Source organism: Nocardia sp. CA-135953 (genome assembly GCF_050955735.1).
GTDB lineage: Bacteria > Actinomycetota > Actinomycetes > Mycobacteriales > Mycobacteriaceae > Nocardia.
The window spans coordinates 7,167,607-7,192,044 of the sequence record NZ_CP192082.1 but is presented as its reverse complement, the minus strand read 5'-3'; the positions used below and the strand labels follow the sequence as shown (position 1 = coordinate 7,192,044).

Annotated in this window: 18 protein-coding genes; 6 read left to right on the top strand and 12 right to left on the bottom strand. The window is 65.8% G+C overall.

The window, feature by feature from the left end:
• Nucleotides 1-3: 3 nt before the first annotated feature.
• The 5 genes from ACQPXH_RS32660 to ACQPXH_RS32640 are packed head-to-tail and all read right to left on the bottom strand — an operon-like array spanning nucleotide 4 to nucleotide 10,054.
• Nucleotides 4-1,146 (bottom strand): cation:proton antiporter, encoded by a 1,143-nt coding sequence (locus ACQPXH_RS32660; protein ID WP_433600237.1) that lies wholly within the window; start codon nucleotides 1,144-1,146, stop codon nucleotides 4-6.
• Entirely contained in the window at nucleotides 1,143-1,535 is a 393-nt protein-coding gene (locus ACQPXH_RS32655) for a hypothetical protein (protein ID WP_433600236.1), read from the bottom strand. Before ACQPXH_RS32655 ends, ACQPXH_RS32660 begins: the two co-directional genes overlap by 4 nt.
• 55 nt (nucleotides 1,536-1,590) lie before the next feature.
• The gene (locus ACQPXH_RS32650; RefSeq protein WP_433600235.1) at nucleotides 1,591-3,270 is read right to left on the bottom strand and encodes a fatty acyl-AMP ligase; all 1,680 of its coding nucleotides are present in this window, start codon (nucleotides 3,268-3,270) and stop codon (nucleotides 1,591-1,593) included.
• Nucleotides 3,267-9,740, bottom strand: coding sequence for an SDR family NAD(P)-dependent oxidoreductase (locus ACQPXH_RS32645; protein ID WP_433600234.1), 6,474 nt, complete (start codon nucleotides 9,738-9,740; stop codon nucleotides 3,267-3,269). Before ACQPXH_RS32645 ends, ACQPXH_RS32650 begins: the two co-directional genes overlap by 4 nt.
• Nucleotides 9,737-10,054, bottom strand: a complete 318-nt coding sequence (locus ACQPXH_RS32640) for an acyl carrier protein (RefSeq protein WP_433600233.1) — start codon at nucleotides 10,052-10,054, stop codon at nucleotides 9,737-9,739. Before ACQPXH_RS32640 ends, ACQPXH_RS32645 begins: the two co-directional genes overlap by 4 nt.
• A gap of 168 nt (nucleotides 10,055-10,222) precedes the next feature.
• Here ACQPXH_RS32640 and ACQPXH_RS32635 point away from each other — a divergent pair, with 168 nt between their 5' ends.
• Nucleotides 10,223-11,182 carry an MBL fold metallo-hydrolase gene (locus ACQPXH_RS32635; RefSeq protein ID WP_433600232.1) on the top strand — a complete coding sequence of 320 codons (960 nt, stop codon included), beginning with the start codon at nucleotides 10,223-10,225 and terminating at the stop codon, nucleotides 11,180-11,182.
• Between the two features lie 11 nt (nucleotides 11,183-11,193).
• Here the strand turns inward: ACQPXH_RS32635 and ACQPXH_RS32630 are convergent, their stop codons facing one another.
• Both ACQPXH_RS32630 and ACQPXH_RS32625 read right to left on the bottom strand, forming a co-directional pair.
• Nucleotides 11,194-11,832 (bottom strand): Uma2 family endonuclease, encoded by a 639-nt coding sequence (locus tag ACQPXH_RS32630; RefSeq protein ID WP_433600231.1) that lies wholly within the window; start codon nucleotides 11,830-11,832, stop codon nucleotides 11,194-11,196.
• A 139-nt stretch (nucleotides 11,833-11,971) separates the two neighbouring features.
• Entirely contained in the window at nucleotides 11,972-12,946 is a 975-nt protein-coding gene (locus ACQPXH_RS32625) for an NAD(P)H-dependent flavin oxidoreductase (protein WP_433600230.1), read from the bottom strand.
• Nucleotides 12,947-13,282: 336 nt separating this feature from the next.
• Here ACQPXH_RS32625 and fadD5 point away from each other — a divergent pair, with 336 nt between their 5' ends.
• Nucleotides 13,283-14,854, top strand: a complete 1,572-nt coding sequence (gene fadD5, locus ACQPXH_RS32620; protein WP_433600229.1) for a fatty-acid--CoA ligase FadD5 — start codon at nucleotides 13,283-13,285, stop codon at nucleotides 14,852-14,854.
• 165 nt (nucleotides 14,855-15,019) lie between these two features.
• Here fadD5 and ACQPXH_RS32615 read toward each other — a convergent pair whose 3' ends face one another.
• Nucleotides 15,020-15,628, bottom strand: a complete 609-nt coding sequence (locus ACQPXH_RS32615) for a TetR/AcrR family transcriptional regulator (RefSeq protein ID WP_063042613.1) — start codon at nucleotides 15,626-15,628, stop codon at nucleotides 15,020-15,022.
• Between the two features lie 121 nt (nucleotides 15,629-15,749).
• Between ACQPXH_RS32615 and ACQPXH_RS32610 the strand changes: the two genes are divergently transcribed.
• A complete protein-coding gene (locus tag ACQPXH_RS32610; RefSeq protein ID WP_433600228.1) occupies nucleotides 15,750-16,454 on the top strand; it encodes a methyltransferase domain-containing protein in 705 nt (234 codons plus the stop codon).
• Here the strand turns inward: ACQPXH_RS32610 and ACQPXH_RS32605 are convergent, their stop codons facing one another.
• Nucleotides 16,455-18,827, bottom strand: coding sequence for a lysylphosphatidylglycerol synthase transmembrane domain-containing protein (locus tag ACQPXH_RS32605; RefSeq protein WP_433600227.1), 2,373 nt, complete (start codon nucleotides 18,825-18,827; stop codon nucleotides 16,455-16,457).
• 205 nt (nucleotides 18,828-19,032) lie between these two features.
• On the opposite strand from ACQPXH_RS32605, the gene ACQPXH_RS32600 reads away from it, so the two are divergent.
• Entirely contained in the window at nucleotides 19,033-19,869 is an 837-nt protein-coding gene (locus ACQPXH_RS32600; protein ID WP_433600226.1) for an SDR family NAD(P)-dependent oxidoreductase, read from the top strand.
• A 1-nt stretch (nucleotide 19,870) separates the two neighbouring features.
• Here ACQPXH_RS32600 and ACQPXH_RS32595 read toward each other — a convergent pair whose 3' ends face one another.
• Nucleotides 19,871-20,638, bottom strand: a complete 768-nt coding sequence (locus tag ACQPXH_RS32595; protein ID WP_433600225.1) for an SDR family NAD(P)-dependent oxidoreductase — start codon at nucleotides 20,636-20,638, stop codon at nucleotides 19,871-19,873.
• Complete coding sequence (locus ACQPXH_RS32590; protein ID WP_433600224.1) at nucleotides 20,622-21,431, bottom strand: 2OG-Fe(II) oxygenase; 810 nt, start codon at nucleotides 21,429-21,431, stop codon at nucleotides 20,622-20,624. The genes ACQPXH_RS32595 and ACQPXH_RS32590 overlap by 17 nt, the downstream gene beginning before the upstream one ends.
• A 104-nt stretch (nucleotides 21,432-21,535) precedes the next feature.
• Here ACQPXH_RS32590 and ACQPXH_RS32585 point away from each other — a divergent pair, with 104 nt between their 5' ends.
• Entirely contained in the window at nucleotides 21,536-21,790 is a 255-nt protein-coding gene (locus tag ACQPXH_RS32585; protein WP_433600223.1) for a hypothetical protein, read from the top strand.
• Between the two features lie 58 nt (nucleotides 21,791-21,848).
• Here ACQPXH_RS32585 and ACQPXH_RS32580 read toward each other — a convergent pair whose 3' ends face one another.
• Entirely contained in the window at nucleotides 21,849-23,264 is a 1,416-nt protein-coding gene (locus tag ACQPXH_RS32580) for an ABC1 kinase family protein (protein ID WP_433600222.1), read from the bottom strand.
• 177 nt (nucleotides 23,265-23,441) lie between these two features.
• On the opposite strand from ACQPXH_RS32580, the gene ACQPXH_RS32575 reads away from it, so the two are divergent.
• Entirely contained in the window at nucleotides 23,442-24,221 is a 780-nt protein-coding gene (locus tag ACQPXH_RS32575) for a GntR family transcriptional regulator (protein WP_433600221.1), read from the top strand.
• Nucleotides 24,222-24,438: the final 217 nt, after the last annotated feature.

Sequence of the window (24,438 nt, the reverse complement as noted above, 5' to 3'; positions counted from 1 at the left end):
GCGCTAATTCGCGCCGGATTTCGCGGTGCGGGTTGCGATTCGGCTCGCCGCCACTGCGGCAGCGGCGATGGTGCAGAGCGCGCCGAGCATCATCGCGGATGCTTCGCCGGGCAGCAGGACGTGTAGTTGCGAGCCGACGGTGACGGCGGCAACCGGGACACCGACCTGGGCCGCCGCGAGGATCCCGAAGGCGATCGGCTGACCTGCGACGCGGGTGCTCAGGTGCACCAGCACCGCGCCGATACCCAGCGCGAGACCGAGTCCGATGAGCCGCGGGTGGTCGCCGAATTCGCGCAGGTTGAGTCGGGCGCCCAGCCAGACGAAGAACAGCGGGCCGAGGAAGCCGTCATTGATGGCGAAGAGTTGCCGGGCCACGCGTCGCGGCTCCCCGATTCCGGCGACCGCGAGTCCAGCGGCGAATCCGGCGAGCATGACCGACACCCGGGTCTGGGTCGCCAATGCGCACAGGGCGAACAGCACCGCGAGACTGACCCGCAGTTCCAGGGCGAATGCACGCTTCTCGGACAGTCGATGCACTCGCCGCCGCCGACCCGACAGCTCCAGCTTGCGCAGCACCAGGAACAGCACAGTGGCGGCCACCGCCACCGCGACGGCGCCCAGTGCCGCGCGGCCCGCATTCGCCGGATCGATCACCAGCGGCAGCGCCACCACGCAGGCGGTATCGGCGATCGCGACCTGGGCGGTGAGGGCGAGTATCGGCTTTCCCGACAGACCGACCGAGTCGATGATCGGCAGCACCAGCGCCGCCGATGAGGACGCCATCAGCACCGCATAGACCGCACCGTGTCCGGTTGCGAACCAGCGGGCCAGCCCGAATCCGGCTGCGACGGCGAGCAATCCGACCAGGATTGCCCGGACCGCGCCCTTACCGACTGCCGAGCGAACCGCCGGATCACGCACCGGGACATGGGTGCCCGCGACGAACATGACGACCGCGAAACCCATATCCGCGAGAAAGGTGAAGATCGGGTCGGCGGGGTGCAGGATGCCGAATCCGGTGGTGCCGAAGACAATGCCGACGAGCAATTCACCCAGGATCACCGGGATGTGCCAGCTCTGCCGCAGTGCGAGCAGCGGTCCGCACAGTCCGAGTGCGATGACCAGCGCGAGGGTTGCGAAGGTCATTGCGGCATAGCGGCTATCTTCGCCGGAATAGCGATATTCTCATCGGCCCAATGGACGGCGCACACGCGGTGGTAGCCATCGGCGATCACCATGGGCACGCCGCTGCGGAAATCGCCGCGCACCAGCAGGATCGGCGATCGCGACTTGCGATTATTGATCTTGACGAGATCGCGGCGGACATACGGATCCTCGGCCGACACCAGTTCGAGTCCGGCCGCACGCAAGATGTCCTTGGCCTTCTTGTGCACGACCGGAGCGGCGCGCAGTTCCCCGATCACGGCGTCGACCACGTCCCGTTCGGCGAGCAGCTCCAGATAGTCCGCGGCCGCCGGGTAGTCGTGTTCTTCCGGCTGGTCTTTCCATGTCACGGGGATGATTGCGGTCGCCATTCGCCCATCATCGCGCCCGATGTGGGCGAGCCGGGGGAGATCGGCGGTGTTTCCGTCATTGCTGGGTTAGGTGGCCCGCGCGATAGAGCGCTCGGCATTCGCCACGGCGCAATTTGCCGCTGGAAGTCTTCGGGATCCGGCCCGGTTCGACCAGGACGACGGCCCTCGGTGTCACCTCATGGGCGGCAGCGATGGCATTGCGGATGCGAAGGGCCAGTTCCGCTGATCCGGTGGCCGCCGTGTCGGCGAGTTCGGCGACGACCACCAGATCCTCGCGGTGGCCGTCATCGTGACCGAATGCGGTTACGTGGCCGGCGCGCAGTTCGGGGGCACAGTCGGAAACTGTGGATTCGATATCGGCCGGATAGTGATTGCGGCCGTCGATAATGATGAGGTCCTCGCGCCTGCCCGCGATATAGAGCTGGCCCTCGTGCCAGAAGCCGAGATCGCCCGTGCGCAGCCAGGATTCGTCACTCCCGGACATGGTGGCCCGGAATGTCGACGAAGTGGCGATCGGATTGTTGTAGTAACCGGCGCAGACATTCGGGCCGCAGACCCAGATCTCGCCGACGGTGCCCGCCGCTACCTCGGTGTGCTCGTTGGGCTCCACCACCGCGACTCGCTGGCCTGCGGGTACGCCGCAGCCGACCAGTGGAACGCCTTCTTGTGCGGTCTGTGCGCGGCCCTGCGCCAAGGCTATTCGGTCGAATCGATGTGTGACGGGCTCGGTCGACTGATCGCATATGGTGACCGAGAGTGTGGCCTCGGCCAAGCCGAAGCCCGGAGTGTGGGCGCGGTGTCGGAATCCGTAGGGGGCAAAGGTTTCGGTGAAGGCGGTCAGAGCCTCGGTGCGGATCGGTTCGGCTCCGTTGAGGAGTGCGTCGAGGTGGGATAGGTCCAGGCCCGCGCGTTCGGCGGGGCTGGTTGCCGAGACCGCGAGCGTCAGGCCGAAATTCGGGCTGCCGGTGGCGCCGGCACGGTAGTCGCTGAGGGCGCGCAGCCAGCGCATGGGGCGTTTCACGAATTCGGCCGGCGCCATGGTCACGCCGTGCACGCCGGAGTAGAGCGGTAGTGAAAGGGCCAGGATCAAGCCCATATCGTGGAAGAACGGGAGCCAGGAGACGATGGGTTCGGTGCGCACCGCGGGCACCGCTGTCCACAATTGATCCAGGGCCGCAGCGAGATTCGCGTGGGTTACTTCGACACCGGCCGGGGTCTTGGTCGATCCGGAGGTGTACTGGAGATAGGCCGTGTCTGCTCGATCGATAATCGGGTCGGCTGCCGGGGTGGTCTCCGGTGTCAGTATCAGCACTCGGCCCAGGTCTGGACCCAAGATGGCGCTGGTGGTGGTGTCGGTCGCCGAGGTCAGGCTCGATGCGGGCCGAGCATCGGCGAGTACACCCTCGAGTCGAGACCTGTTTCTATTGCCCGTCGGCGGAAATAGTGGCACCGCAATGCGATTGCTGTAGAGGCAGGCGAGAAAGGCTATGACGTAGTCGATTCCGTGACCACACAGAATTGCCACTCGGTCACCGGGATCGGTTGTCGCCCTGAGTCTTTGGGCCTGTGCCCCCGCCGCGTGGTGCAGTTGTTCGTAGGTCAGTGTGACCGGCGCGCAATCCTGTCCGCGATAACGCAATTCGGTGTACGCATTGTCGTTGGGCCTGGTTCGCGCCCACTCGGCAACCCGGGTCACCAGTGCATCGGTCGCTCGCATCGTGTTCGGAGAAGTCACAGCGCCCCATCGGATTTCGCGGCGGCGACTCGGTCGGCCAGGGCTGCGCCGAGTGCCGTGACGGTGGGGTGTCGGAACAATTCGGCGGTCGAGATCCGGATATTGAGGCGGGTTTCGAGGCGTCGGCGCATTTCTATGCCCAGCAGGGAGCTCATGCCCAATTCGTTGAAATCGGCTTCCGGATCGACATGGTCGGCGGTCAGGTCGAGGGTGGCGGCGAGGGCGGTGCGGATGGTCGTGGTGAGTGGTTCGGCCGGACGCGGCGGTATCGGGTTCGGCGGCGCGGGGACTGTTGCTGGTTGGTCGGTGAGCAGGTTGCGCAGTCGGGTGGCGACCGGGTCGGGATCGGCGGTCGGCGCGTAGTCGAGGGCGAGCAGGTAGGGCTCGTTGTAATACATGGTCTGGGCGAGTAATTCGGTGCCGCGTGCGATATCGAATGCGCGGATTCCGGCGCGCCGCAGATGCGCCGCACCACCCGCGCTCTGGGTGAGGCCCGAATCCCATACGCCCCAGCCGATGCTCGATACGCGCCGACCCGGGTGTTTGTGAGCGAGGGCGTCCATTGCGGCGTTCGCGCTGGCGTAAGCGCCCTGTCCTGGTGCGCCAAGTGCCCCGGTGGCCGAGGAGAACAGCAGCACGAAGTCGGTTGGGTCGGTGGCGGTGAGCTCGATGAGGTTTTTCGCGGCGATGGGTTTCGGTGCGAACATGCGGGCGAGTTGGCGGGCAGTCACGGCTTCGAAGGCGGCGTCTTCGAGTGCGCCCGCGGCATGGACGACGCCGCGGATGGTGGAACCGCATTCGCGAACATCGTCGAGCGCGTTGGCGAGATCGCTGCGATCGGCGGCGTCGCAGCGCACCACGACTATCCGGTCCTCGAGTCCGTCCAGGAGTGCCGGCACCGGTCTGGGTGCGCGGGTGAGTACAACGACATCGTGGGCACCGGCATCGAGCAGCCAGCGCACCGCGACCGAACCGAGCGCACCCAATCCGCCGGTGACCACGTAGGTGCCGTTGGGGTCGATCGGCGTCGGTGTGGTCGATCGGGGACGGGTGGGGACGAAACGGCGTGCCATGATGGCGTCGGCGCAGACGCGGAGCTCATCGGGGAGTGCGTGGGCGGTGGCGATGAGTTCTTGCAGTCGCGACACTGCGGACGGTGATCTATCGGTCCATACGAGCCGCACTTCGCGGCCCGATTCGAGCTGCATCGACCGCACCAAACCGGCTACCGCCATTGTCATGATCGTTTTGTCCGGCGAGCTGCGCTGTCGGCTCCGAGCGGGCGGTTGGCGGTCGGTCGCGCCGGGTTCTGGGAGGACGATCGTCAAAGATGCTGTGGTGTCCTCGGATTGGACGCGTTGGAGCAGATCCAGCATGCGTCCGGTCGTGGCGGCGGCACTGATCGCGGACTCGATGTCGTGGCCGGTGTGAGTCGCGCCGGATTCGGTGGGCCAGACCACGACGACTGCTGTGTCGGCGGTGTCGGCGCGTCCGGCGAGAACAGCGGAGACGATCGGACCGGCGGCATCCGGTTCGCGGGCAACGCGTTCGGTGGGCAGGGTGCGGTCGAGTTCTCTGGCGAGCCGGATGGCGAGCTGGGATTCGCCGATAACCAAAGCGCGCCGCGGATTCGTGGTGCTGGTGCGCCGGCCGTTGCTCTCGGCGTTGCCGAGGTACGGGATCCACGTTTCCTGGCGGAATGGGCCGACCTGCATGGTGGATTCGATCGCCGCAAAACGTATGCGGACACCCGACAGCGCGAGCACGGGGACGCCGTGCTGATCGGTGCCGATGATGTCGCCGGTCACTCCGGTCGTCGATCGATCACGCACGAGCGCATGGGCTTCCAGCAGAACCAGGTCCGGTTCGGCGGACAGCCAGGCGGATTCGATGCCGAACGGCAGCGGGATGGCATCGGCGGGCAGGTGGTCCCAGGTCGCGGCCGCGAGCACCTGCAGGCAGCTGTCGAGGGTCGACGAGCGCTGCAGCGGGGCGGAATCGAACGACCCCACCGCACAATCGGGTCCGGCCTCGATATCGCGCAGCGCGCGGAAGCCGGGACCGTAGTCGAGTTGCCGTGCACGCAACGAGTCGTAGAAAACACCTGGCGTGAGTGCTCGCATCCGCCGACGGACTGCCCGATTTGCATCGACCACCCGCATCCATGCGACGATATCCCCGGGTGTGGGGTCACCGGCCAACCGCGCCGAAGCCAGCGTCCCGGCGCCTGTGACCTCCGCCCGCAACTTTCCAGCACCATCGGCTCGATAAGTGACAACGGACAGCGCGGCAAGCCCGGTCCGCTCATGCACCACGAAATCGCCGATCGTCCGCCCGGCCCCAGCCAGGCCGATGAGCCTGAGCAGCCAGAAGACCGCGGGGACAGTCGGGGCACCCTGCACCACGTGATCGTGGAGATCGTCTGCGGGGAATTCGGATTCAGCGATGAAGACGCCGGATGCGCTCGAATCGACGGCCTTTCGGCTGCGACCGATGTCGAAACCACTGGTTGTGTTCGTGGCGTGGATGTCTCGGTCGAGAGGGGTGGTTGTGTTCCAGTCGTGGGCGTCGGGGCCGCCACCGATGTCGAAACCAGAGGGGATGTCCGCGCCCTGAGCATTTCGGCTGCGAATTGTCTCGCGTCCGGTGGTTCTATTCGCGCTGTCGGTGTCGCGACCGCTAGCCGTGTCGGGTCGGGCGGTGGTGTTCCAGTCGCGAGCGGTTGCCTTCGGGTCGAGAGCGTCTTGGCCGCCAGCAGCATCCTGCTCGGTGGTTGTATTCGCACCCTGGGCATTTCGGCTGTGCGGAGCCGCGAGCTGGTTGGTTGCGTTCGAGTCGTGGGGTTCGCTGCGGACGACATCGACTCCGATCCCTGTGCCGAAGTCGGACACCGGGGAGTTGTTGACGGCGTGGCCGTTGAGAGTGGGATCGGTGGCACTGCGACGGGTGGTACCAGGCTCAGCCGCAGCGCCGTGGGTGTGGGGTTCGGTTGCGGCGTCTCGGGGAGTGCTGTTTTCGGTGGCGGTGCCATAGATGTTTTCGGGTTTGGTGCCGACGTGGCCGGTGGTAGGGGGCGTTGTTGGGGTGCCGTGGGTGTCGAGTTCGGTTGCGGCGGCGCGGGTGCTGCTGGGCTTGGTTGCAGCGTCGCGGATGACGCCGGATTCAGTTGCTGCGTCGGGCTTGGCTGCAGCGTCGTGGGACGTGCGCGGTTCTGAGACAACGACGTACGACGTGCTGGGCTCGATGGCAGGAACATTGGTGGTGTCGGCCCGGGTGGCGATGTCGCGGGTGGTGCGGGGTTCGGTGGCGGTGTTGCTGGTGGTGCGGGGTTCGGTTGTGGCGTCGCTGGTGGTGTCGGGCTCGGTGGCAGCGACGTACGAGGTACGGGGCTTGGTGGCAGGAACGTTGGTGGTGTCGGCCTGGGTGGCAGGAACGTTGGTCGTGCCGGGATCGATGATGGTGATCGGGGGGAACCGGCGGTGGGACCATTGGCGTGCGGGCGGGGGTGCGGTGAAGGGGCCGTTTGCGGCCCAATTCAGCGGGCGGCCTTCGAGGTAGAGCTTTGCGAGGCAGGTCAGGAAGGTTCCGGCCTCGTTGTCGCGGGTGGTCACCGTGTGGGTGGCGCCGGCGAATTCGGGGAACTCACCGATCGCGGGTGTCAGGACCGGATGGGGTGCGATTTCGAGCACCGTCGCGAATCCGTCGTCGGCGGCTTTTTGCAGCGCGGCGGCCAAGTCGACCGTTCTCGAGGCATTTTCGGCCCAGTAGTCGCCGTCCATCGCGGCTGTGGTGATCGTTTCGCGTCGACGCGCCGTGGAGTACACCGGGACGCGCGGCACCTGCGCGGTGAGTCCGCCGAGCGTGTCGACGAATTCGGGGAAGAGCGCGCCTACCTGTGGACTGTGTGCGGCGAAGTCGACGGCGATCCGCTGCGCGAATATCTGCCTGCGTTTGGCTCGGCGGACGAGCGCATCGATGTAGCGCGGCGCACCGGAGATCACCACCGAACGCGGTCCATTGATAGCCGCGATCGCTACCGTCGTGTGCAGTGGCTCGACCAGCCGCGCCGCCTCATCCGCTGTCGTCTCCAGCACCGCCATCGCACCGTGCCCGTCGAGCCGCGCCAGAATCCGGCTGCGCTGCACCACGACTCGGGCCGCATCCGGAAGCGATAACGCACCGCTCACCGCGGCCCCGGCCACCTCGCCGAGACTGTGCCCGACCACCGCGTCCGGTTCGATCCCCCACGCGGCCAGCAGTTCGGCGAGCGCCACCTGGAATGCGAAGATCGCCGGTTGCACGAATTCGGTCGCACTGCTTCCGTTACTCGCCGCACCGCTGAGCGCGAACCCGTTGCGCGGTGTCCAAACTCGCCCGCCACCTGCCGCCGCAATCGCATCCGCGGCAGCGGTCACCGCTTGCGCGAATACCGGATAGCGAGCCGCCAGACCCCGCCCCATCTTGGAATATTGCCCACCCTGCCCAGAAAACAGGAACAGCACGCCGCCCCGCCGCCGCACCGAACCAGGGCCGATCACCCCGCCCCCGGACTCCCCACCCGCCAACGCCCGCAACTGATCCACCGCATCATCCAGATCCCGCGCAACCACTGCGGCCCGGGCATTCTCAGGTATCAACCGCGCCGCGCCAGCCGCGAATTGCCGAAGAATTTCGTGATCGCTGCCTCCGATACCCGAGTAGCTCGCCACAATCGCGCCGGTCGCTGCGCCGATATCCGCGCGCGTAGCAGTGCTTGTGCGCTCGCCTGAATCACCACGTGTGCCTGCGCGCGAAGTGCCGCTTATGTGCTCAGGTGAATCACCACTTGTTCGCTCAGGTGAATCGTCGCTAGCGCCCTCGTGCGAATCGCTCGTGCGCTCTTGCGAAGTGCGACAGGTGCTCTCGCGCCGAGCGTTGCCGGTGTCGCCATGCACGGAGCTGCTTGCGCCGTTGTGGTAGGGGGCGCGGATGTTGTCGTGCGATGCCGAGGTGGTGTCGTTACCCGGAGCTGTGCTCATGCGATCGCGCGTGGCGCTGCTGGGCCTGTCGCGTGGGGCGTTGCTCATGCTGTTTCGCGAATCGTTGCTCGTGCCGTCCGACGACATGCACTCGAGCAACTTCGCCCACCGCAACGCATGCGACCGCAGCTCGGCAATATCGCGACCGGTGACCGGAAGCAATACCGGCGGTTCATAACTCCGGTGGCGCGCGGCGTCGAGACCGCGCAGCACCACGTGCGCATTCGTGCCGCCGAATCCGAATGAGCTGACTCCGGCACGTCGTGCACACACCGGTGTTTCGGTCCAGTCGACAGGCTCGGTCGGTACCCGCAATCCGTGTTCGGCGAGCTTCAGCAGCGGGTTCTCGGTGTGGAAATAGATGGTCGGCGGGATGGCGCCGTGGCGAATGGACAGCGCCGCCTTGACCATTCCGGTGATTCCGGCGGCCGCCTCCAGATGTCCGATATTGGATTTGAGGGAGCCGATCCAGGTCGGTTCGGCACCGCCGCCGACGACCGCGGCGAGCGCACCCACCTCCACCGCATCACCCAATGGTGTTCCGGTGCCATGGCATTCGACGTACCCGACATCATGTGGATCGAGTCCGGCCCGTGCCCAGGCGGTACGAATAATGTCCTGCTGGGCCCGGCCGCTCGGCGCGTACAGCCCATTGGACCGTCCGTCCGAACCGACCGCCGTGCCGAGGATTTCCGCGTACACCCGATGGCCGTCCCGCAGCGCGTCGGCGGTGCGCCGCAGCACCACCACGGTGCATCCGTCACCGCGGGCATATCCGTCGGCAGCGGCATCGAATGGTTTGCAGCGCCCGTCGGGCGCGAGGAACCCGCCTTCGGCCAGGTACTCCGAGGTATGCGGCAGCAGCGTTAGATTCACCCCGCCGACGATCGCGAACGGCACCGCCTCATCGGCCAGCAGACGCACCGCGAGATCCACCGCGGCCAGCGATGACGAACAGGCACTGTCCACCACCAGACTCGGTCCGTGCAGGTCCAGGACATAGGACAGCCGGTTGGCGATGATGCTCAGCGCCGATCCGGTGACCGCGTACGGCGCATCGTGCCCGTCGCGGCCGAGCACCGCGATGCCGTGATCGTAGGCACACGCACCGAATACCACCGCAGCCCCGGAACCCCTGGTGTGATAGCCGATTCCGGCATCGTCGAGTGCCTCGATCGCGACCTCGAGCGCCAGCCGCTGCTGCGGATCCATCAGCGCGGCCTCACGACCGGAGATCGCGAACCAGTCGTTGTCGAATGCGTCGACGTCAGTGAGATATCCGGCGTAACGCGTGCCGGGTCGACCAGGCGGCGGTGCACCGGTCGCATCCCGGCCATCGCACAGCATCCGCCAGAACTCGGATACATTCGGCGCGCCCGGCACCCGGCAGCCGATGCCCACGATCGATACCGGCGGATTCGGCCGGACAGAAGCGGTATCGGCGGTGCTCATCGCATCGCGAGATACTCGACAAGCTGCTCGATGTCCGGATGGTCGTAGAGGGTGGTGAGCGAAACCTCGACTCCCATGGCATCTTCCAGGTGCGCCGTCAGCCGCGCCAGTTGCAGCGAGCCGAGGCCGAGATCGCTGAACGGTGCATCGGTCGAGACCTTTGCGGCATCGACATTCAGCAGGTCGGCAATGGCGACGGTGGCAGCGCTCAGTAGCGCGGCACGTCGCGAACCGGTTCTGTTCGATATACCGTCGGCGACTGTTCGCAGGTCGCTCGAGACAACACCCTGCCCGTCCGGAAGATCAGGCCCCATCCGTCCTCCTCCCGTCGCCGGAGGGCTGGTGCCCCCACGCCGGTACCCCCTGCGATTATGCCGTAGATATCGGCGCGATCAAGGTGTCGTCCAGGCTGGTGGATTGTCCGGAATTGTCCTGCATACCCGGTTCTTTCGTCGTTTTCCGTGATCGCCTACGGTGGCACCGTGCCCGAATCCGGAACCGAGCGGACGCCCACCCTGCCGACCCTGCTGCGTTGCTGCAGCGCGCTGGCTGCCACGCCTGGTCGATTGCTGCGCCCGCGTCGCCCCGATACCGCATTGCTGGCCGGTCTGGAACCGGTCGCGCTGCCGCAGACCGAGGCGACCGTCGGGCTCACCGTCCTGATGCAGGCCCGCATGGCCGCGCCGACCACGATCGTCGCGGAGGGCGTGCGCAGCCTGCGCGAACTGCCGATGACCATGTCGGCCTATCTGATCGAACATCCGAAGGCGCGATTCCTGGTCGATCCGGCCCTGTGCGCGGGTGTGCACGACCGGGTGCTGCCCGAACTGCCGTTCCCGATTCCGCTCCTGGTCGCGCCCGATAAGCCGGTGCTCGGGCTCTCCGACGCGCTGGCCGCCCGCGATATCGCCGTCGACGCGATCGATTTCGTCCTGCCGACCCATCTGCACTGGGACCACATCTCCGGCCTGCTGGAACTGCCCGATTCCGTGACCGTCCGACTACCCGCCGTCGAACGCGCCTGGGCCCTCGACGGCCCGCACGCCCCGGCCGGCGTTGCCCGAGGCCCACTGCGCGGGCGTGCCTTCGACACCTTCGAACTCGACGGGCCGCCGGTGCTCACCTTCCCGCGCAGCCTTGACCTGTTCGATGACGGTTCGGTGCTGCTCGTCGACCTCGCTGGACATACCCCTGGCAGCATCGGCGTCCTGCTCGCGGTAGACGACGGCACCCGGGTACTGCTCGCGGGCGACGCGGTATGGAACAAACTCCAGGTCGAGCTGATCCGCGAGAAGGCACCCATGCCCGGTCAACTCTTCGATGCCGACCGCGACGCCACCTTCGCCACCATCCACCGCTTGCACGCTCTACCCGACGGCATCGAAATCGTCGCAGCCCACGACTACGCGGCCGTCGAGGCGCTCGCAGCACGGAAGCGGTAACCCGCGCCCTTTCAGTCGATCCCCTCGTCGAGTTGCTGCCAGGTGGCGTGCACCTCGAACGGCACCAGCGAATCGATCGCACTGGCTGAACGGTCCGATCGGGTGTGGTGCCCCGCCGAGACGTATTCCCCGGCAGAGTTGAGCGTCAGCATTTCTATCGAAACCGCGGGACCGTCCTCATTTGCCATCCGCACGATCCAGTAGTGCTGGATACCGAACCGGGCATACTCGGCACGTTTGTCGACCAGGTCGGCGGTGATCGTGGTCGGCGAGACAACCTCGACTACCAGCACGGCGTCCGCGGCTGTCGGCTTCATCCGCCACTTCGGTCGAGGCTCATCGATACAGCGGTAGACGATGACGTCCGGCCGTTTGTAGTGGAAGGGGACCTCCGAGACCAACAGGTCCACAGCCCGGTTGACTCGCAAGCACGGCTCGGCCGAACCGCGTTCGGCGTGGCCGTCCAGCAGTGCCCGTTCGATATTTCGGGCTATCGCATTGTGATTCGGCGAGGTGGATTCGCAGTGGATGATCATCCCGTCTCTGATCTCGACATTGCGCGCCATGTCCTCGGGCATCGACAGGTAACCGTCGATATCCACCGGCAGGATGTAGGTCTTCGGCAGAGACCAGTCGAACCCTTCCGACACGGATGACCGTCCTTTGGCTGGTAGTCGACGTCATCGTAGGTCAGGGGTTCGTCTTACCACGGTCGCGGTCACCTCTCGATGGGCTGTGCCGGGTACGGGACAAGCCCTGGGCGCTCGGCCCAGGGCTCGCGACGAATCGCTAGGCGACCACCTTCTCCGCGAGTCGCGCGGTGATCAGCTCCTCCGCGTCGGCGACCATCCGGCCGATCAGTTCGGCGCAGGAGGGGATGTCATGGATGAGGCCCTGGGCCAGCCCCGCCGACCAGATGCCCGCGTCGAGGTCGCCCTCGTCGAAGACGCGTCGGCCGCGCGCACCCGCGACCAGATCGCGGACATCGTCGAAAGTGCCGCCGGCCTTTTCGATTTCGACGACCTTGCGACTGATCTCGTTGTCCGCGACACGCGCGGTATTGCGCATGGTCCGGAAGATCAGCTTGGTGTCGAGTTCGGAGTTGGCGACGATCTGTTCCTTGACCTTCTGGTCGATCGCCGACTCCTGTGTGCACAGGAAGCGCGTGCCCATGTTGACGCCGTCGGCACCGAGCGCGAGCGCGGCAACCAGACCGCGGGCATCGGCGAAACCGCCCGAGGCGATCATCGGAATATCGAGAACCCGTGCGGCGGCCGGGATCAGGATCAGCCCGGGAATATCGTCCTCACCAGGATGTCCCGCACATTCGAAACCATCGATGCTGACGCCGTCGACGCCGATCTTCTGCGCCTTCAACGCATGTCGCACGCTGGTGCACTTGTGCAGCACCTTGATACCGGCCTCCCGGTAGTACGGCAGGAAGGGCTCCGGATTGCTGCCCGCGGTCTCGACGATCTTGACGCCGCTCTCGATGATCGCCTGCACATATTCGGCGTATGGCGGCGGATTGATCGACGGCAGGATCGTGACGTTCACGCCGAATGGCTTATCGGTCGACTCCTGGGTCCGCGCGATCTCCTTGCGCAGGTCGTCGGGGGTGGGCTGGGTCAGCGCGGTGATGAAGCCGAGCCCGCCCGCGTTGGCGACGGCCGCGACGAGGCCGGCGCGGCCGACATGCATCATGCCGCCCTGCACGATCGGGTGTTCGACGCCGAATGTCTCGGTGAACCTGGTACGCAGCATTGCGCTTCTCCTATGCGTTGCGGGGCGTGCCAGTGGCGCCCTTACGCAGTGATGGTGACACGGCAATCGTCTGCGGTTCAACTTGTAAGTGAGTCGTGATTCGCATCGTATGGCCCTCTGGACGCGCGCGAAGACTCGAAGCAACTATCGAGATTGCGCTTAAAAGCGCAGTTAGATGTAATTTTTTGCTCGAGGTAACCGAATCAAGCCGATTAACAGCGATTCCCATATCGGTCGCTTGCTGCTGGATTAAGTTAGTTGCTATTCTGCTCTCAGTTCAGCCCGTCGACGCCGTCGGATACTCCGACGCGCGGTTGGCGGTCCGAGAGGAGTGGCATGACCACCGGTGCACAGGCGCTCGACGAGCCGATCAGGTCGCGGCGCAACCACTGGAACAACCAGATCGCATCGCATGCGCGGATGCGTCCGGACGCGGTCGCCGTGCGGTTCCGTGGTGTGGACACCACCTGGCGGCAGTTGCACGAGCGTTCACTGAAGTTCGCCGACGCGCTCGCCCGCCGCGGCATCGGCTTCGGTGACCGGGTGCTGATCCTGGCGCTGAACTATCCCGAATACCTCGAGGCCGTCTTCGGCATCAACGCACTCGGCGCCATCGCGGTCCCGGTGAACTTCCGGCTCACCCCGCCCGAGGTCGCCTATATCGTCAGCGATTCCGGCGCGAAGGCGATCGTCACCGACACCATGCTGCAGCCGTTGGCCGCCGCCGTGCAGGGTCAGGCGCCCGAGCTGGCGACCTGCATAGTGATCGGCGGCCAGAGCGCCGACGGAGTGCTCGGCTACGACGATGTGCTTACCGAGGGTGGCGAACCCCATACGCCGCTGGACATTCCCGAGGACACCCCCGCGCTGATCATGTACACCTCGGGCACCACCGGCAGCCCGAAGGGCGCGGTGCTGTCGCACTCGAATATGAACGGCCAAGCGCTGACCAGCATCCGGGCCACGGATATCGGGCCCGATTCGATCGGCTTCTGCACCTCGCCGCTGTTCCATATCGCCGGACTCGGCAGTCTCGCACCATTTTTCCTGCTCGGCGGCAAAACCGTGCTGCACCCGCTCGGTGCCTTCGATCCCACCGAATTCCTCGACGCTGTCGAGCGCGAGCAGGCCACCACCGCGTTCTGCGTGCCCGCGCAGTGGCAGATGATCTGCGAGGAGCCGACGGTCAAGCAGCGCAAGCTCGCGCTGAAGGTGCTCAGCTGGGGTGCGGCCCCGGCCTCCGATACCGTGCTGCGAGCCATGGCCGACTGTTTCCCGGACGCGGTCAATGTCGCGGTCTTCGGCCAGACCGAGATGTCGCCGATCACCTGTGTGCTGGATGGCAAGGACGCGATTCGCAAGCTCGGTTCGGTCGGTAAGCCCATCCCGACCATCCAGGCCCGCGTCGTCGACGACGAGATGAACGATGTCGCGCCCGGCGAGATCGGCGAAATCGTCTATCGCGGACCGACTCTCATGCAGGGCTACTGGAACAAGCCGGAGGCCACCGCCGACGCCTTCGCCGGTGGCTGGTTCCACTCCGGTGACCTGGTCCGCGCGGACGAGGAGGGCTTCCTCTGGGTGGTCGACCGCAAGAAGGACATGATCATTTCCGGCGGCGAGAACATCTACTGCGCCGAGGTGGAGAATGTGCTCTTCTCGCATCCGAAGATCCGCGAGGCCGCGGTCATCGGGCGGGCACACGAGAAGTGGGGTGAGGTGCCGGTTGCCGTTGTCGCCCTGGTCGATCCGGATGCCGAGTTCACCCTCGACGAGCTGGCGTCGTTCCTCGACGAGAAGCTGGCACGTTACAAGCAACCCAAGGATCTGGTGATCGTGGCCGAGCTGCCGCGCAATGCCAGCGGCAAGGTCGTGAAAGTGCAGTTGCGCAAGGACTATTCGTCCTGACCTTTCGCCGAATCGAAGACATCGGCGGCGCCGATGCGTCACGATCAGCTGGGCACCTTGAACTTCATCGATGAGGCGAAGCTGATCGAAGCGGCCGGGCGAGCAGGCGCTGGAGCTGATCGGCACATAGGTGTGAAGGCTATGACCGCAGGCCGACCCGCGTGGTCAACGGCCTGCGCCGCTGACCCGTTCGGTGTGCGACACCCGGCTCGTCAGGCCGGGCCCGACCAGAACTTCGAGCCGACGGTAGGTTTCGGCCGCGGGCAGCGGCGGCTCCGCATCCGCGATCGAGCCGAGCAGGCCGACCACGCCCCAGGACAGAAACGTCATCGTCACCGCGAATTCGTCGTCGTCCATATCCAGGCGACCCGAAAGTTGTTCGGTGAGAATCTCTTCCACCATGCGCCGCGTCGAGCGCAACAGCACGCCGGTCGCCCTGCGGCCCAGCAGCGCCCGGTAGACCTCCGGATTCGCCGATGCCAGCCGGAACAGCGTGTACAGCGGTGCGAGCGGTTCCGAATGTTGCGGTGCGTCAGGATCATTCGCGCCCGATTCGACATCGGCGACCGCCGCGCGCAGGTACTCGGTACTGCTGACCAGTAGCAGATCGTCCTTGTCCCGGAAGTGCGCGTAGAAGGTGGAGCGTCCGACATCGGCGCGATTCAGAATGTCCTGCAATGTGATCCGGTCGTAGCCGCATTCGATCATCAGCTCGATCAAGGCGCGGTGCAGCAGGCTCTTGGTGCGCCGCACTCGGCGATCGGTGCTGGTCATCGGCATCCTCCGAACGCGAATACCCGCGTTGTCGTACAGATAGTGCGAATTCGTTCGCAATGGCACGATATCCGCACTTTTGCTTCTGGTCGATCCGGTCATCTGATCCGATTATGTACTCATGACCGGAAACGAACAACAGTCCACTAACGCATTTGCTGACCGGAATTCCGAGATCGGCATTCTCATCACCAAACCGCGTGGCTACCTCGCCTTGAAGTCGGCCTTCTTGCTCGGCCGGGTGGGCAGCCTGAACGCTCGACTCGTCGAGCTGACCGGTGCCGCCCCCGGCGACCACGCCGTCGATATCGGTTGCGGCCCTGGCCAACTCGTCCGAGGGCTGGCCGATCGGGTCGGACCGGCCGGTCGAGTGATCGGTATCGACCCGTCCCAGGAGATGATCGACTATGCGAGCGGCCGCGCCGCCCCCAACTGCCGTTTCGAAGTCGGCGCCGCCCAGTCGCTGACCCTGCCCGACGCGTCGGTCGATGTGGTTACCTCGACCTTCGTCATGCATCACATTCCGCAGGCACAGCGCACAGCGGCGCTGGCACAGATGTTCCGCGTGCTGCGCCCCGGCGGCCGACTGCTGCTCGCCGATACCCACCCGACCGGAATAGTCCTGCCCGCGGCGGTTCGCATCATGTCCCGCTTCGCCGCGCGCCGCACCGACGACCCGCACGCACCAGGACAGCACACGGACCCGCTGGCGGCCATCGATATTCGCCGCTACCGAGAAGCGTTGCGGGCAACGGGATTCGCGACCGTGGACTTCACCGCGATCGCACCGACCACCGGCGTACTGGTGGCAACCAAGCACGCCTGATCAGATCAGGTCCTTCGATGTCATCCAGCGCATGCAGAACCATCCGCAGAACACCGGCAGCCAGCACGTGAGCACGCGGTACAGCAGCACCGACGGCACGGCGATGGTCGCGGGCAGGCCGAAGGCGGCAAGACCACCGATCAGCGCGGCCTCGACCGCGCCGACGCCACCGGGTGTCGGCGCGGCCGCGGCCAGGGTTCCGCCGATCATGGTGACGATGGTGAGGGTGATGAATGACGCGCCACCACCGAATGCCTCGACGCTGGCCCACAGCGCGAGCGCAAGGCCGAGTGTGATCGCGCCACAGCCGAGCACGATCACCGAGAACCGCTTCGGATCCCGGACCAGATCACCGAGTTCACCGAGCACCTCCTGCAATTGCGGACGCACCGAATTGTTCAGCCAGCGCCGCAGTTTCGGCACGAACATGAATGCGCCGATAATGCCGACGCCCACACCGGCCGCCAGATAGAGCACGGTTGCGTCGGGCACGAAATGCGACAGATTCGCCGAGGTGCCCGCCGCCACACTGAACAGGATCAGCAGGCCGATGTGGGTGATCACCTGGACGGCCTGCTGCAATGCGACGGCGGCGGTGGCCCGCACCGCACCGAGCCCGGCCCGCTGCAGGAAGCGCACACTCAAGGCCAGTCCGCCGACACCCGCCGGGGTCGTGGTAGCGGCAAAGGTATTGGCGACTTGCATGATCACCAGATTGCGGAAGCCGACCAGGCGCGTTGCGCAGGCCCACAGTGCCGCCGCCGCACCGATATACGTCAGCCCCGAGAACGCCAGCCCGAGCAGCGCCCACCACCAGTTGGCGGTCCACAACTGTGAGAAGAAGGTCGGCACCGCACTGATGAAGGGATAGGCGACGTAGACCAACCCGATCAGCAACACCAGCTGGATGAGCTGATTGCGGCTGAACCGGGTGATCTGCTCGGCCTCGATCTTGTCCTGGCCGGTCTGCTTGCGCACCTCGTCGCGGGCCGAGGAGACCACCTCGCCCCAGTCCGGAATCGATTTCTTGATGCCGGTGGGCATTGCGGACTTGGTGAGTCTGCTCGCCGCGGTCAGTACCGTCTGCTCGCCGAGCGTTTCGATGGCGGTGCGCACCGCGGCTTCCTTGCCGAAGACCGCGGTGGTCGAGACCAGCAACTGCGCGACATCGGACTGTCGCTGCTTGTCGGACGCGCCGAATTCCGCATTGACGAATCCGCTGAACAACGTGGCGCCGTTCTCGATTCGGATCTCAACGGGCCGCAGATCGCCGTGCGAGATCTGGCCGCAGTGCAGTGCGGCGAGCGATTTCCATACACCGGCCAGGTCCTCGCCGGAGGTTTTGTCGAGCGGCTTGCCCCGGGGCATGGTGTGCGCGTACAGCATCCAGCCGCGTTCCAGCGCCGCGACGGCGACCTGCTGCACTGCGGCCAGACCCATTTCGCCGACGGCAATGGCCACCAGCGCACGGTGCTCGACGGCGCGGTGCATGGAGACGTTGAGTGCCGCGGTTTCACTGCTGCGGAAGGTGAGCCAGCGCCACAGCTGACGCAGCGCACCGAAGCTGCGCTGATTCTTGCCGAACAGCTCGACGGTCAATTCGCGCTCCGGACCGTCGATGGCCGCGGCGAGCACCAGTGGACCGCGTCCCGCGGGACGCACCACGGTGAACGCGGTGACGGTATGTCCGCGCCTGGCCAGCACCCGCACCGCCGCATCCAGCGGCACCTCCAGCGCCGGGGTGCCGACCACCAGCACGATCACCGCGCCGACCAACCAGCCGACCGCGAGCCCGAACATGGCCCGCGCGGGGACGACCGTGCTGACCACCAGGTGGATCGGCGCGAAGGCCAGCAACAGGAACCACAGCCAGCGCCGCGGCCGGGTCGGCAGCCACGGACTCGATACGGTCAGCACCGCCGCGAGCATGGCGATCCAGCGCGGATCGTCGAGGAACTGCGACAGGAAGGTATCGAGCCGATCCGGTACCTGCAGATGCCATTGCGGCGCGGACAATCCCGTGCCGGTGATCGATAGCAGCAGACCCGCGACCAATCCCGCGGCCGCGTAGCCCGCCAGCAATTTCCACTGCCTGCCGATGATCAATTCGATGAGGATCGCGAACGGCAGCGCCAGAATCGCCATGCCATAGACCAGGTACACCAGATTGGACTGGTCCGGATTGAGGAAGCCGACGATATTCGAGACCGAACGTTCCAGCGCCAGCCACTCAGGCCGGGTGATCAGCGAGGCGGCGACGACCACGCCGACCCACAGGGCCGCGAGTACGACACGGATGATGTCACTGGTCCGCCGGATCAGCGGTTGCAGCAGGCTCCCCGTGACCGGGATATCCCGCCCATCAACTCGCATCTCTGGCTCCGCTCGTCCGCCTCCTCCGGCCTCTGCCGGTGTTGGGTGTGCCTAACTTACCGTTGCGCGCCGGCGCTTCCCCCGGATGGCTGGGCCTGGGCGTCCCGGCGAGTTCGCCCCGCCGACCTACCGTCCAGTAGACGGTCTTGCCGAATCTGTCTCAGCCGATGAGGATCAGGACGAATCAGCCGATGGAAGGCAGCACATGGCAACACAGGATCTAACCGGGAAAACGGTGGTGGTGACCGGCGCCAGTTCCGGCATCGGCGCCGAGGCGGCAGCGAAGCTGGTGGCGCGCGGCGCGAGCGTCGCGGTGGTCGGGCGCTCGCCCGAGCGCACCGCCGAGGTGGCGACACGGGTCGGTGCGGAGCCGTTCATCGCCGATTTCGCCCGCTTCGACGAGGTGCGCAAACTTGCCGATCAGCTTCTCGATCGCTATCCGTGCATCGATGTGCTCGCCAATAACGCGGGCGGCGCATGGGCGAAACGCACCGTCACTGATGACGGCAATGAGCTGACCTTCCAGGTCAATCACCTGTCCCCGTTCCTGCTGACCGCCCTGCTGCTGGATCGTCTGGTGCAGTCGCAGGCCAGGGTGGTCAATACCGCGAGCATGACCTACCGGATGGCGAAACTGGACCTCGACACCGTCAACGCCTCGACCGGTTCGTTCAACCAGCTGGGCGCCTACGGCAGCTCCAAGCTCGCCAACATCGTCTTCACCAGGGAACTGGCTCGCCGCACCGAGGGCACCGGGCTGGTCACCGCCGCATTCCATCCGGGTGCGGTCGCCACCCACGTCTACGACAATGCTCCGCTCGGCCTCGGCGCGTTCATCCGCTCGCCCCTGTCACGGCCCTTCTTCATCAGGGCAGACAAAGGCGCGGATCCGTTGGTGCACTTGGCGACAACGCCGGACGAGATCAACGGCAAGTACTTCCACCGGTTCGACGTGGAGGAGCCGCGGAACAAGCAGGCGGTGGATGCCGAACTCGCGCAACGGCTCTGGACGATGTCCGAAGAGATCACCGCGACGGCATAGGTCAGTGGGTGTCCGCACCGAGTGCGTGACGCCCACCCTCGGCCGCCACACCGACGGTGAACACTTCGCCGCTCATCTCGCCTCGATCGAGTTCGACAATGGCCCGCACCACCTGTTCGGTGGACACCGCCGCGGGAAAATCATCGGGCGCGACGGCATTGGCCCGCACCCCGAACTCCTCGAATTCGGCCGCGATATGCCGGGTCAGGTGGTTGAGCGCCGCCTTGGACGCCGCGTAGAGCGCCTGTCCGCCGGGGTACACCCGCGAGCCCGCCATGCTGGAGACATTCACGATATTGCGATTTCGCGCCCGGTTCTCGTCTCCGGCGTGCACCCAGCTCCGCTGCGCCAACCGAGCCGACAAACGCAGCGGCACACCGACATTGAGCGTGAAATGCGGATCGAATTCGTCCAGCGCGGCATCGCCGTCGACGATGCCGCGCGGCTGGAATCGGCTGTGCGCGGCATTGTTGACCAGCAGATCGATCTGCCCGAAGCGGGCAAGTGCGATATCGACGACGCGCTCGACCGCACCCGCTTCGGCCAAGTCGCCCTTGATCACGAAGATCCGCGAATCGTTCTCCGGCACCGGCATTTCGGGTTCGAAGGGATCGATGAACCATTCGAGCTGCGACGGTGCGGCCGGGGTGCGATTGCGGCACACCGCGATGATGTCGTAGTCGGTGTACAGACCACGGCAGAAAGTGTCACCGAGGACACCTCCGGCTCCGGTGAGCAGACATACCCGGCGTTCAGTGCCACTGCGCAATGCTGTCTCCTCCCCAGCGCCGCACCACATCTTCCTTCGGCCGGTGCAGCCACATCACCACGCTATTGCGCGCGGCGGCGTTGTCGCCGACGAATGTGTGCCATGAGCGCGGTGTGCACTCGAACAGCAGCAGCGAATTGTCCAGTGGCGGAATCGTCAGTGCGGGAACCGGATTCGCGCCGATATGGGCATACAGCGCGGTCTCGCCGCCTTCGCCCGGCTGCCAGTCCGGATTGCCGAAATAGAACAGCACCGCGACGGCGCGCACCGTCTCCCGCCCGAAGACCTCCGGCGTCCGCGGGCCGGTCTTCAGATCCACCTCCGGATCCACGGTCCTGATCTCGCCCGGCTCGGGTGCCGAACCCTTGAACCAGGCCGGATTCAGATCATTGTGCGGTGACCCCGACGGACTGCCCGGCCGATGATGGTGCACCGACCCCTCGACATCACCGGTCGTCGCCACCCCCGCCACCCGTGCGATCAGGTCATGCCATTCCCGTGAAAGGAACAGCGCCAACGGACCGTCCCGCAGTCCCGCCAGTGAGGCCCCGACCGCACCGTAATCCGGCGCCACCGCCTGGAACGCCTTCGGCCGATCCCGGCGCACTCGCGCGAGCTCATCGGCCAGCCGCCCGTAGAACTCGGGTACGAACACATCCCTGGCATAGATATGCGGAAACGGTTCGACCCGGCGAATCCAGCGCCGATGCGCGAACAAATCCGTGAACCACGACGGTGCCGCGGCCACTGCGGATTCGGCCCCTGTCAACTTCAATCCCTCCCGAATGACCACAGCGATCCTAACGGGCACGATCTGAAACCGTCGCGCGGACGATAGCCGGGTCCCGGTCCACGGCGAGTAATCGCGAAGATCACCGGGCGTGGAACGACCTACGTGTGTGCTTCATCGGTGATTCCTTCGTCGCGGGTGTCGGCGACCCGCAGTGCCTCGGCTGGGTCGGCCGCCTGGCCGCGCGGACGTATGCGAACGGCCGGCCGGCCACCTCGTACAACCTGGGTGTGCGGAGGCAGATTCTGGGCCGCTGGCAGACCGAATGCGCGTCCCGATTTCCGGACGGCTCCGACGCCCGCTCGGTCGTTTCGTTCGGCGTCAACGACACCACGTTCATCGACGGACAGCTCACTGTCTGAGACGTGATCTCTCTGGTGGTTCCGTCCGTGGTATCCGAGCAGATCAGCGCGGTTGTACTCAGCCGACAGACATCCGGCGCGCATCCGAGTCGGCGCGCTTGCTCCGAGCCACCGCCAGATCGACCGGCAACGCGCCCGCCTCGACGGGCCGAATCACCAACTCGTGCAGCGTCGGATGCCAGCGCCCGACCTCGTCGCGGAACGAACCCTCGGTCTCCAACTGACCGATCGCACCGATCAGCGTCAGCATCGAGCGGGCGAACGGCGTGAAGCGCGCGGGCATGGTGCCCTGACGCAGGGCATTCGACAGCCGCGGATTCGCCACGCGCAGAACCTGTTTGCGCAGCCAGCGCATGGTGAACCGGTAGGTCGCGTGCCGGAAGGGTTCGATGCACGGCGCGACCACATGGAACAGATCCTCGGCATCGAGCACCCGGCCCGGTTCGCAGAAGCCGTGCCGGCGTGCCGCCGCCTCCAATTCCGCAGGTCCGCCGTTGAACAGCGCATCGCAGTAGTCGAAGGCGAATTCCTCGAAACCCTCGGTCGGCCACGGTGTGCAGGCCCCGAAGTCGACGACGCCGAGTCGCCCGTCCGGCAGCACTCGGAAATTGCCGGGATGCGGATCGCCGTAGAGCAGACCGCTGCGGATCCAACTGGAGGCCATGAACCGAATCAGCTGCATGCCGGCCCGATCCCGTTCCGCGCGCGTACCGGTGGCGATGACGCGCGGCAGCGGCGTGCCGTCCAGCCATTCGGTGACGAGCACATCGCCGCGCTGTTCGATCACCCGCGGAATGTAGAAATCCGGATCATCGGTGTAGGCCGCCGCGAAGATCCGCTGAGATTCGGCCTCCGCCGCATAGTCGAGTTCGTCGAGCACACAGGCGCAGATCGCTTCCGTCAAGCCTTTGACATCCGCACCGGGCACGAAAACCGTTGCCAGCATGGAGATCCGGCGCAGCTGATCCAGCTCGTTCGCGACCGCCTGCCTACCGCCGGGATACATCACCTTCACCGCGACCGGCGTACCGTCGCGCCATACCGCGCGATGCACTTGGCCGAGCGAGGCCGCGGCGGCGCGCCGATCGTCGAATTCCCGGAAATGCCAACGCCAGTTCTCCCCCATGCTGGCCGTCATCGCCGCGTGCACGGAGCGCGGGAGCATTGCGGGCGCGGAATCCTGTAGCCGACTCAGCGCGATCTTGTACGGCTCGGCGAGATCTGGCGGCAGGGCGAGTTCGTAAATGGCAAGCAGCTGACCGAGTTTGGCGGCACAGCCCTTCAGCTCGCCGAGTACCTCGAACATATGCTGTGCGGTGCGCATCTGGATTTCGCGATTGACCTCACCGGCTGGTCGGCCCAGCGCGCGCTTACCAATGCCCGCGGCTTGCCGGCCCGCGAAAGCGACCGGCAGCGCCGCTAATTTCGCATTGCGAACCGCCGTGCGAACAGGAGGTTTACCGTTCGACCTCATCGCGAAAATGCGTGCACGTCCAGTTGTCGAACTCTCGGCCGATCGACCCTCGCCACGCGGAATTGTCATGACTCACCTCACACTGCGCGCTGACAAGTGTTACACAGGTGCAGTCTCGCACAGGAGGGCATAGACTGTCTGGGACGTATCGGAACCGAGTCGAAAGGTGGCATCTCGATGGGATCCCAAACGGTAGTCGCCGACGTTGCCGATGAGCTGGCACGCCGGGTTGCCGCAGGGGAATATCAGCCGGGGGAGTTGATGCCGTCGGTCCGTCAGGTCGCGGAAGAGTTCGATATGAACCGCGCGACCGCGCAGTTGACCCTCGGTCGGCTGGAATCGTACGGATTCGTCGAAGCGCGACGCGGCAAGGGGTTCACGATCCGCGATGTCCGTGAGGCGGGCGGCATCGATGTATATCGGCACCTGTTCCGGTTCTCGGTTCCGATGCCGGATGTGGCCATCGAGATGTTCCACGACATCGTCGAGGTGGAGCGCGGCATCGTCATGGAGGCGCTGCTCGCCTACACCAGCAGCGAGCAGGAGATCGACCCGGCCGAACTCAAGGCCGCGATCGACCAACTGGAATCGCTTGCCCGACAGGATGTTCCCGACTTCCGACAGATCCTTGCCATCGAGGTCGGCCTGGTCCGCCGACTGCTCACCGCACTCGGGCTGAGCATGCAGCGCGCGATCATGAACTCCATCGGCGATATGGTGCTCGAGGTACCCGAGGCCGTCGAGGCCTTCTTCGCGGGTGCGGCGGATCTGCATGTTTTGGTATGGCGTGCACTCGTCGCGGTGTGGGATTCGGGTTCCGGCCCGTCCGATGCGCAACTCGCGCTGTTCGAGGATCTGTTCGGGCTGTATCACGACAAGGTGATCGCCCGATTCGAGGAATTGCTCGATGTCGGGGCCGAGGGCCATGAGGATGCGGAGCACGCGGCGACGGCCTGATCGCCGTAGATGCTTCGGAATCCACCGGTCATCGCCGGCGCTGTCGCTCAAATCCGCTCGGGGGCTGCGGAGTTGTGATCGTCAGCAAGATCGCGACCGTCGACCATCTGTCTGAGACTGTACTGCCGTGCCCAGAACTGGCTCAGCTCAGCTCAATTGGCGCCCGTCCGGATAGGTTGCCCCGCATAAATCCGGCCCGCTCGCCGAGCGCAGTCGA

What these genes read in the sequence shown, in the direction of transcription:
- ACQPXH_RS32575 (WP_433600221.1), top strand. Translation starts at nt 23,442, where the DNA reads ATGGGATCCCAAACGGTAGTCGCCGACGTTGCCGATGAGCTGGCACGC.
- ACQPXH_RS32655 (WP_433600236.1), bottom strand. Translation starts at nt 1,535, where the DNA reads ATGGCGACCGCAATCATCCCCGTGACATGGAAAGACCAGCCGGAAGAA.
- fadD5 (WP_433600229.1), top strand. Translation starts at nt 13,283, where the DNA reads ATGACCACCGGTGCACAGGCGCTCGACGAGCCGATCAGGTCGCGGCGC.
- ACQPXH_RS32605 (WP_433600227.1), bottom strand. Translation starts at nt 18,827, where the DNA reads ATGCGAGTTGATGGGCGGGATATCCCGGTCACGGGGAGCCTGCTGCAA.
- ACQPXH_RS32610 (WP_433600228.1), top strand. Translation starts at nt 15,750, where the DNA reads ATGACCGGAAACGAACAACAGTCCACTAACGCATTTGCTGACCGGAAT.
- ACQPXH_RS32600 (WP_433600226.1), top strand. Translation starts at nt 19,033, where the DNA reads ATGGCAACACAGGATCTAACCGGGAAAACGGTGGTGGTGACCGGCGCC.
- ACQPXH_RS32625 (WP_433600230.1), bottom strand. Translation starts at nt 12,946, where the DNA reads ATGCTGCGTACCAGGTTCACCGAGACATTCGGCGTCGAACACCCGATC.
- ACQPXH_RS32640 (WP_433600233.1), bottom strand. Translation starts at nt 10,054, where the DNA reads ATGGGGCCTGATCTTCCGGACGGGCAGGGTGTTGTCTCGAGCGACCTG.
- ACQPXH_RS32660 (WP_433600237.1), bottom strand. Translation starts at nt 1,146, where the DNA reads ATGACCTTCGCAACCCTCGCGCTGGTCATCGCACTCGGACTGTGCGGA.
- ACQPXH_RS32580 (WP_433600222.1), bottom strand. Translation starts at nt 23,264, where the DNA reads ATGAGGTCGAACGGTAAACCTCCTGTTCGCACGGCGGTTCGCAATGCG.
- ACQPXH_RS32615 (WP_063042613.1), bottom strand. Translation starts at nt 15,628, where the DNA reads ATGACCAGCACCGATCGCCGAGTGCGGCGCACCAAGAGCCTGCTGCAC.
- ACQPXH_RS32645 (WP_433600234.1), bottom strand. Translation starts at nt 9,740, where the DNA reads ATGAGCACCGCCGATACCGCTTCTGTCCGGCCGAATCCGCCGGTATCG.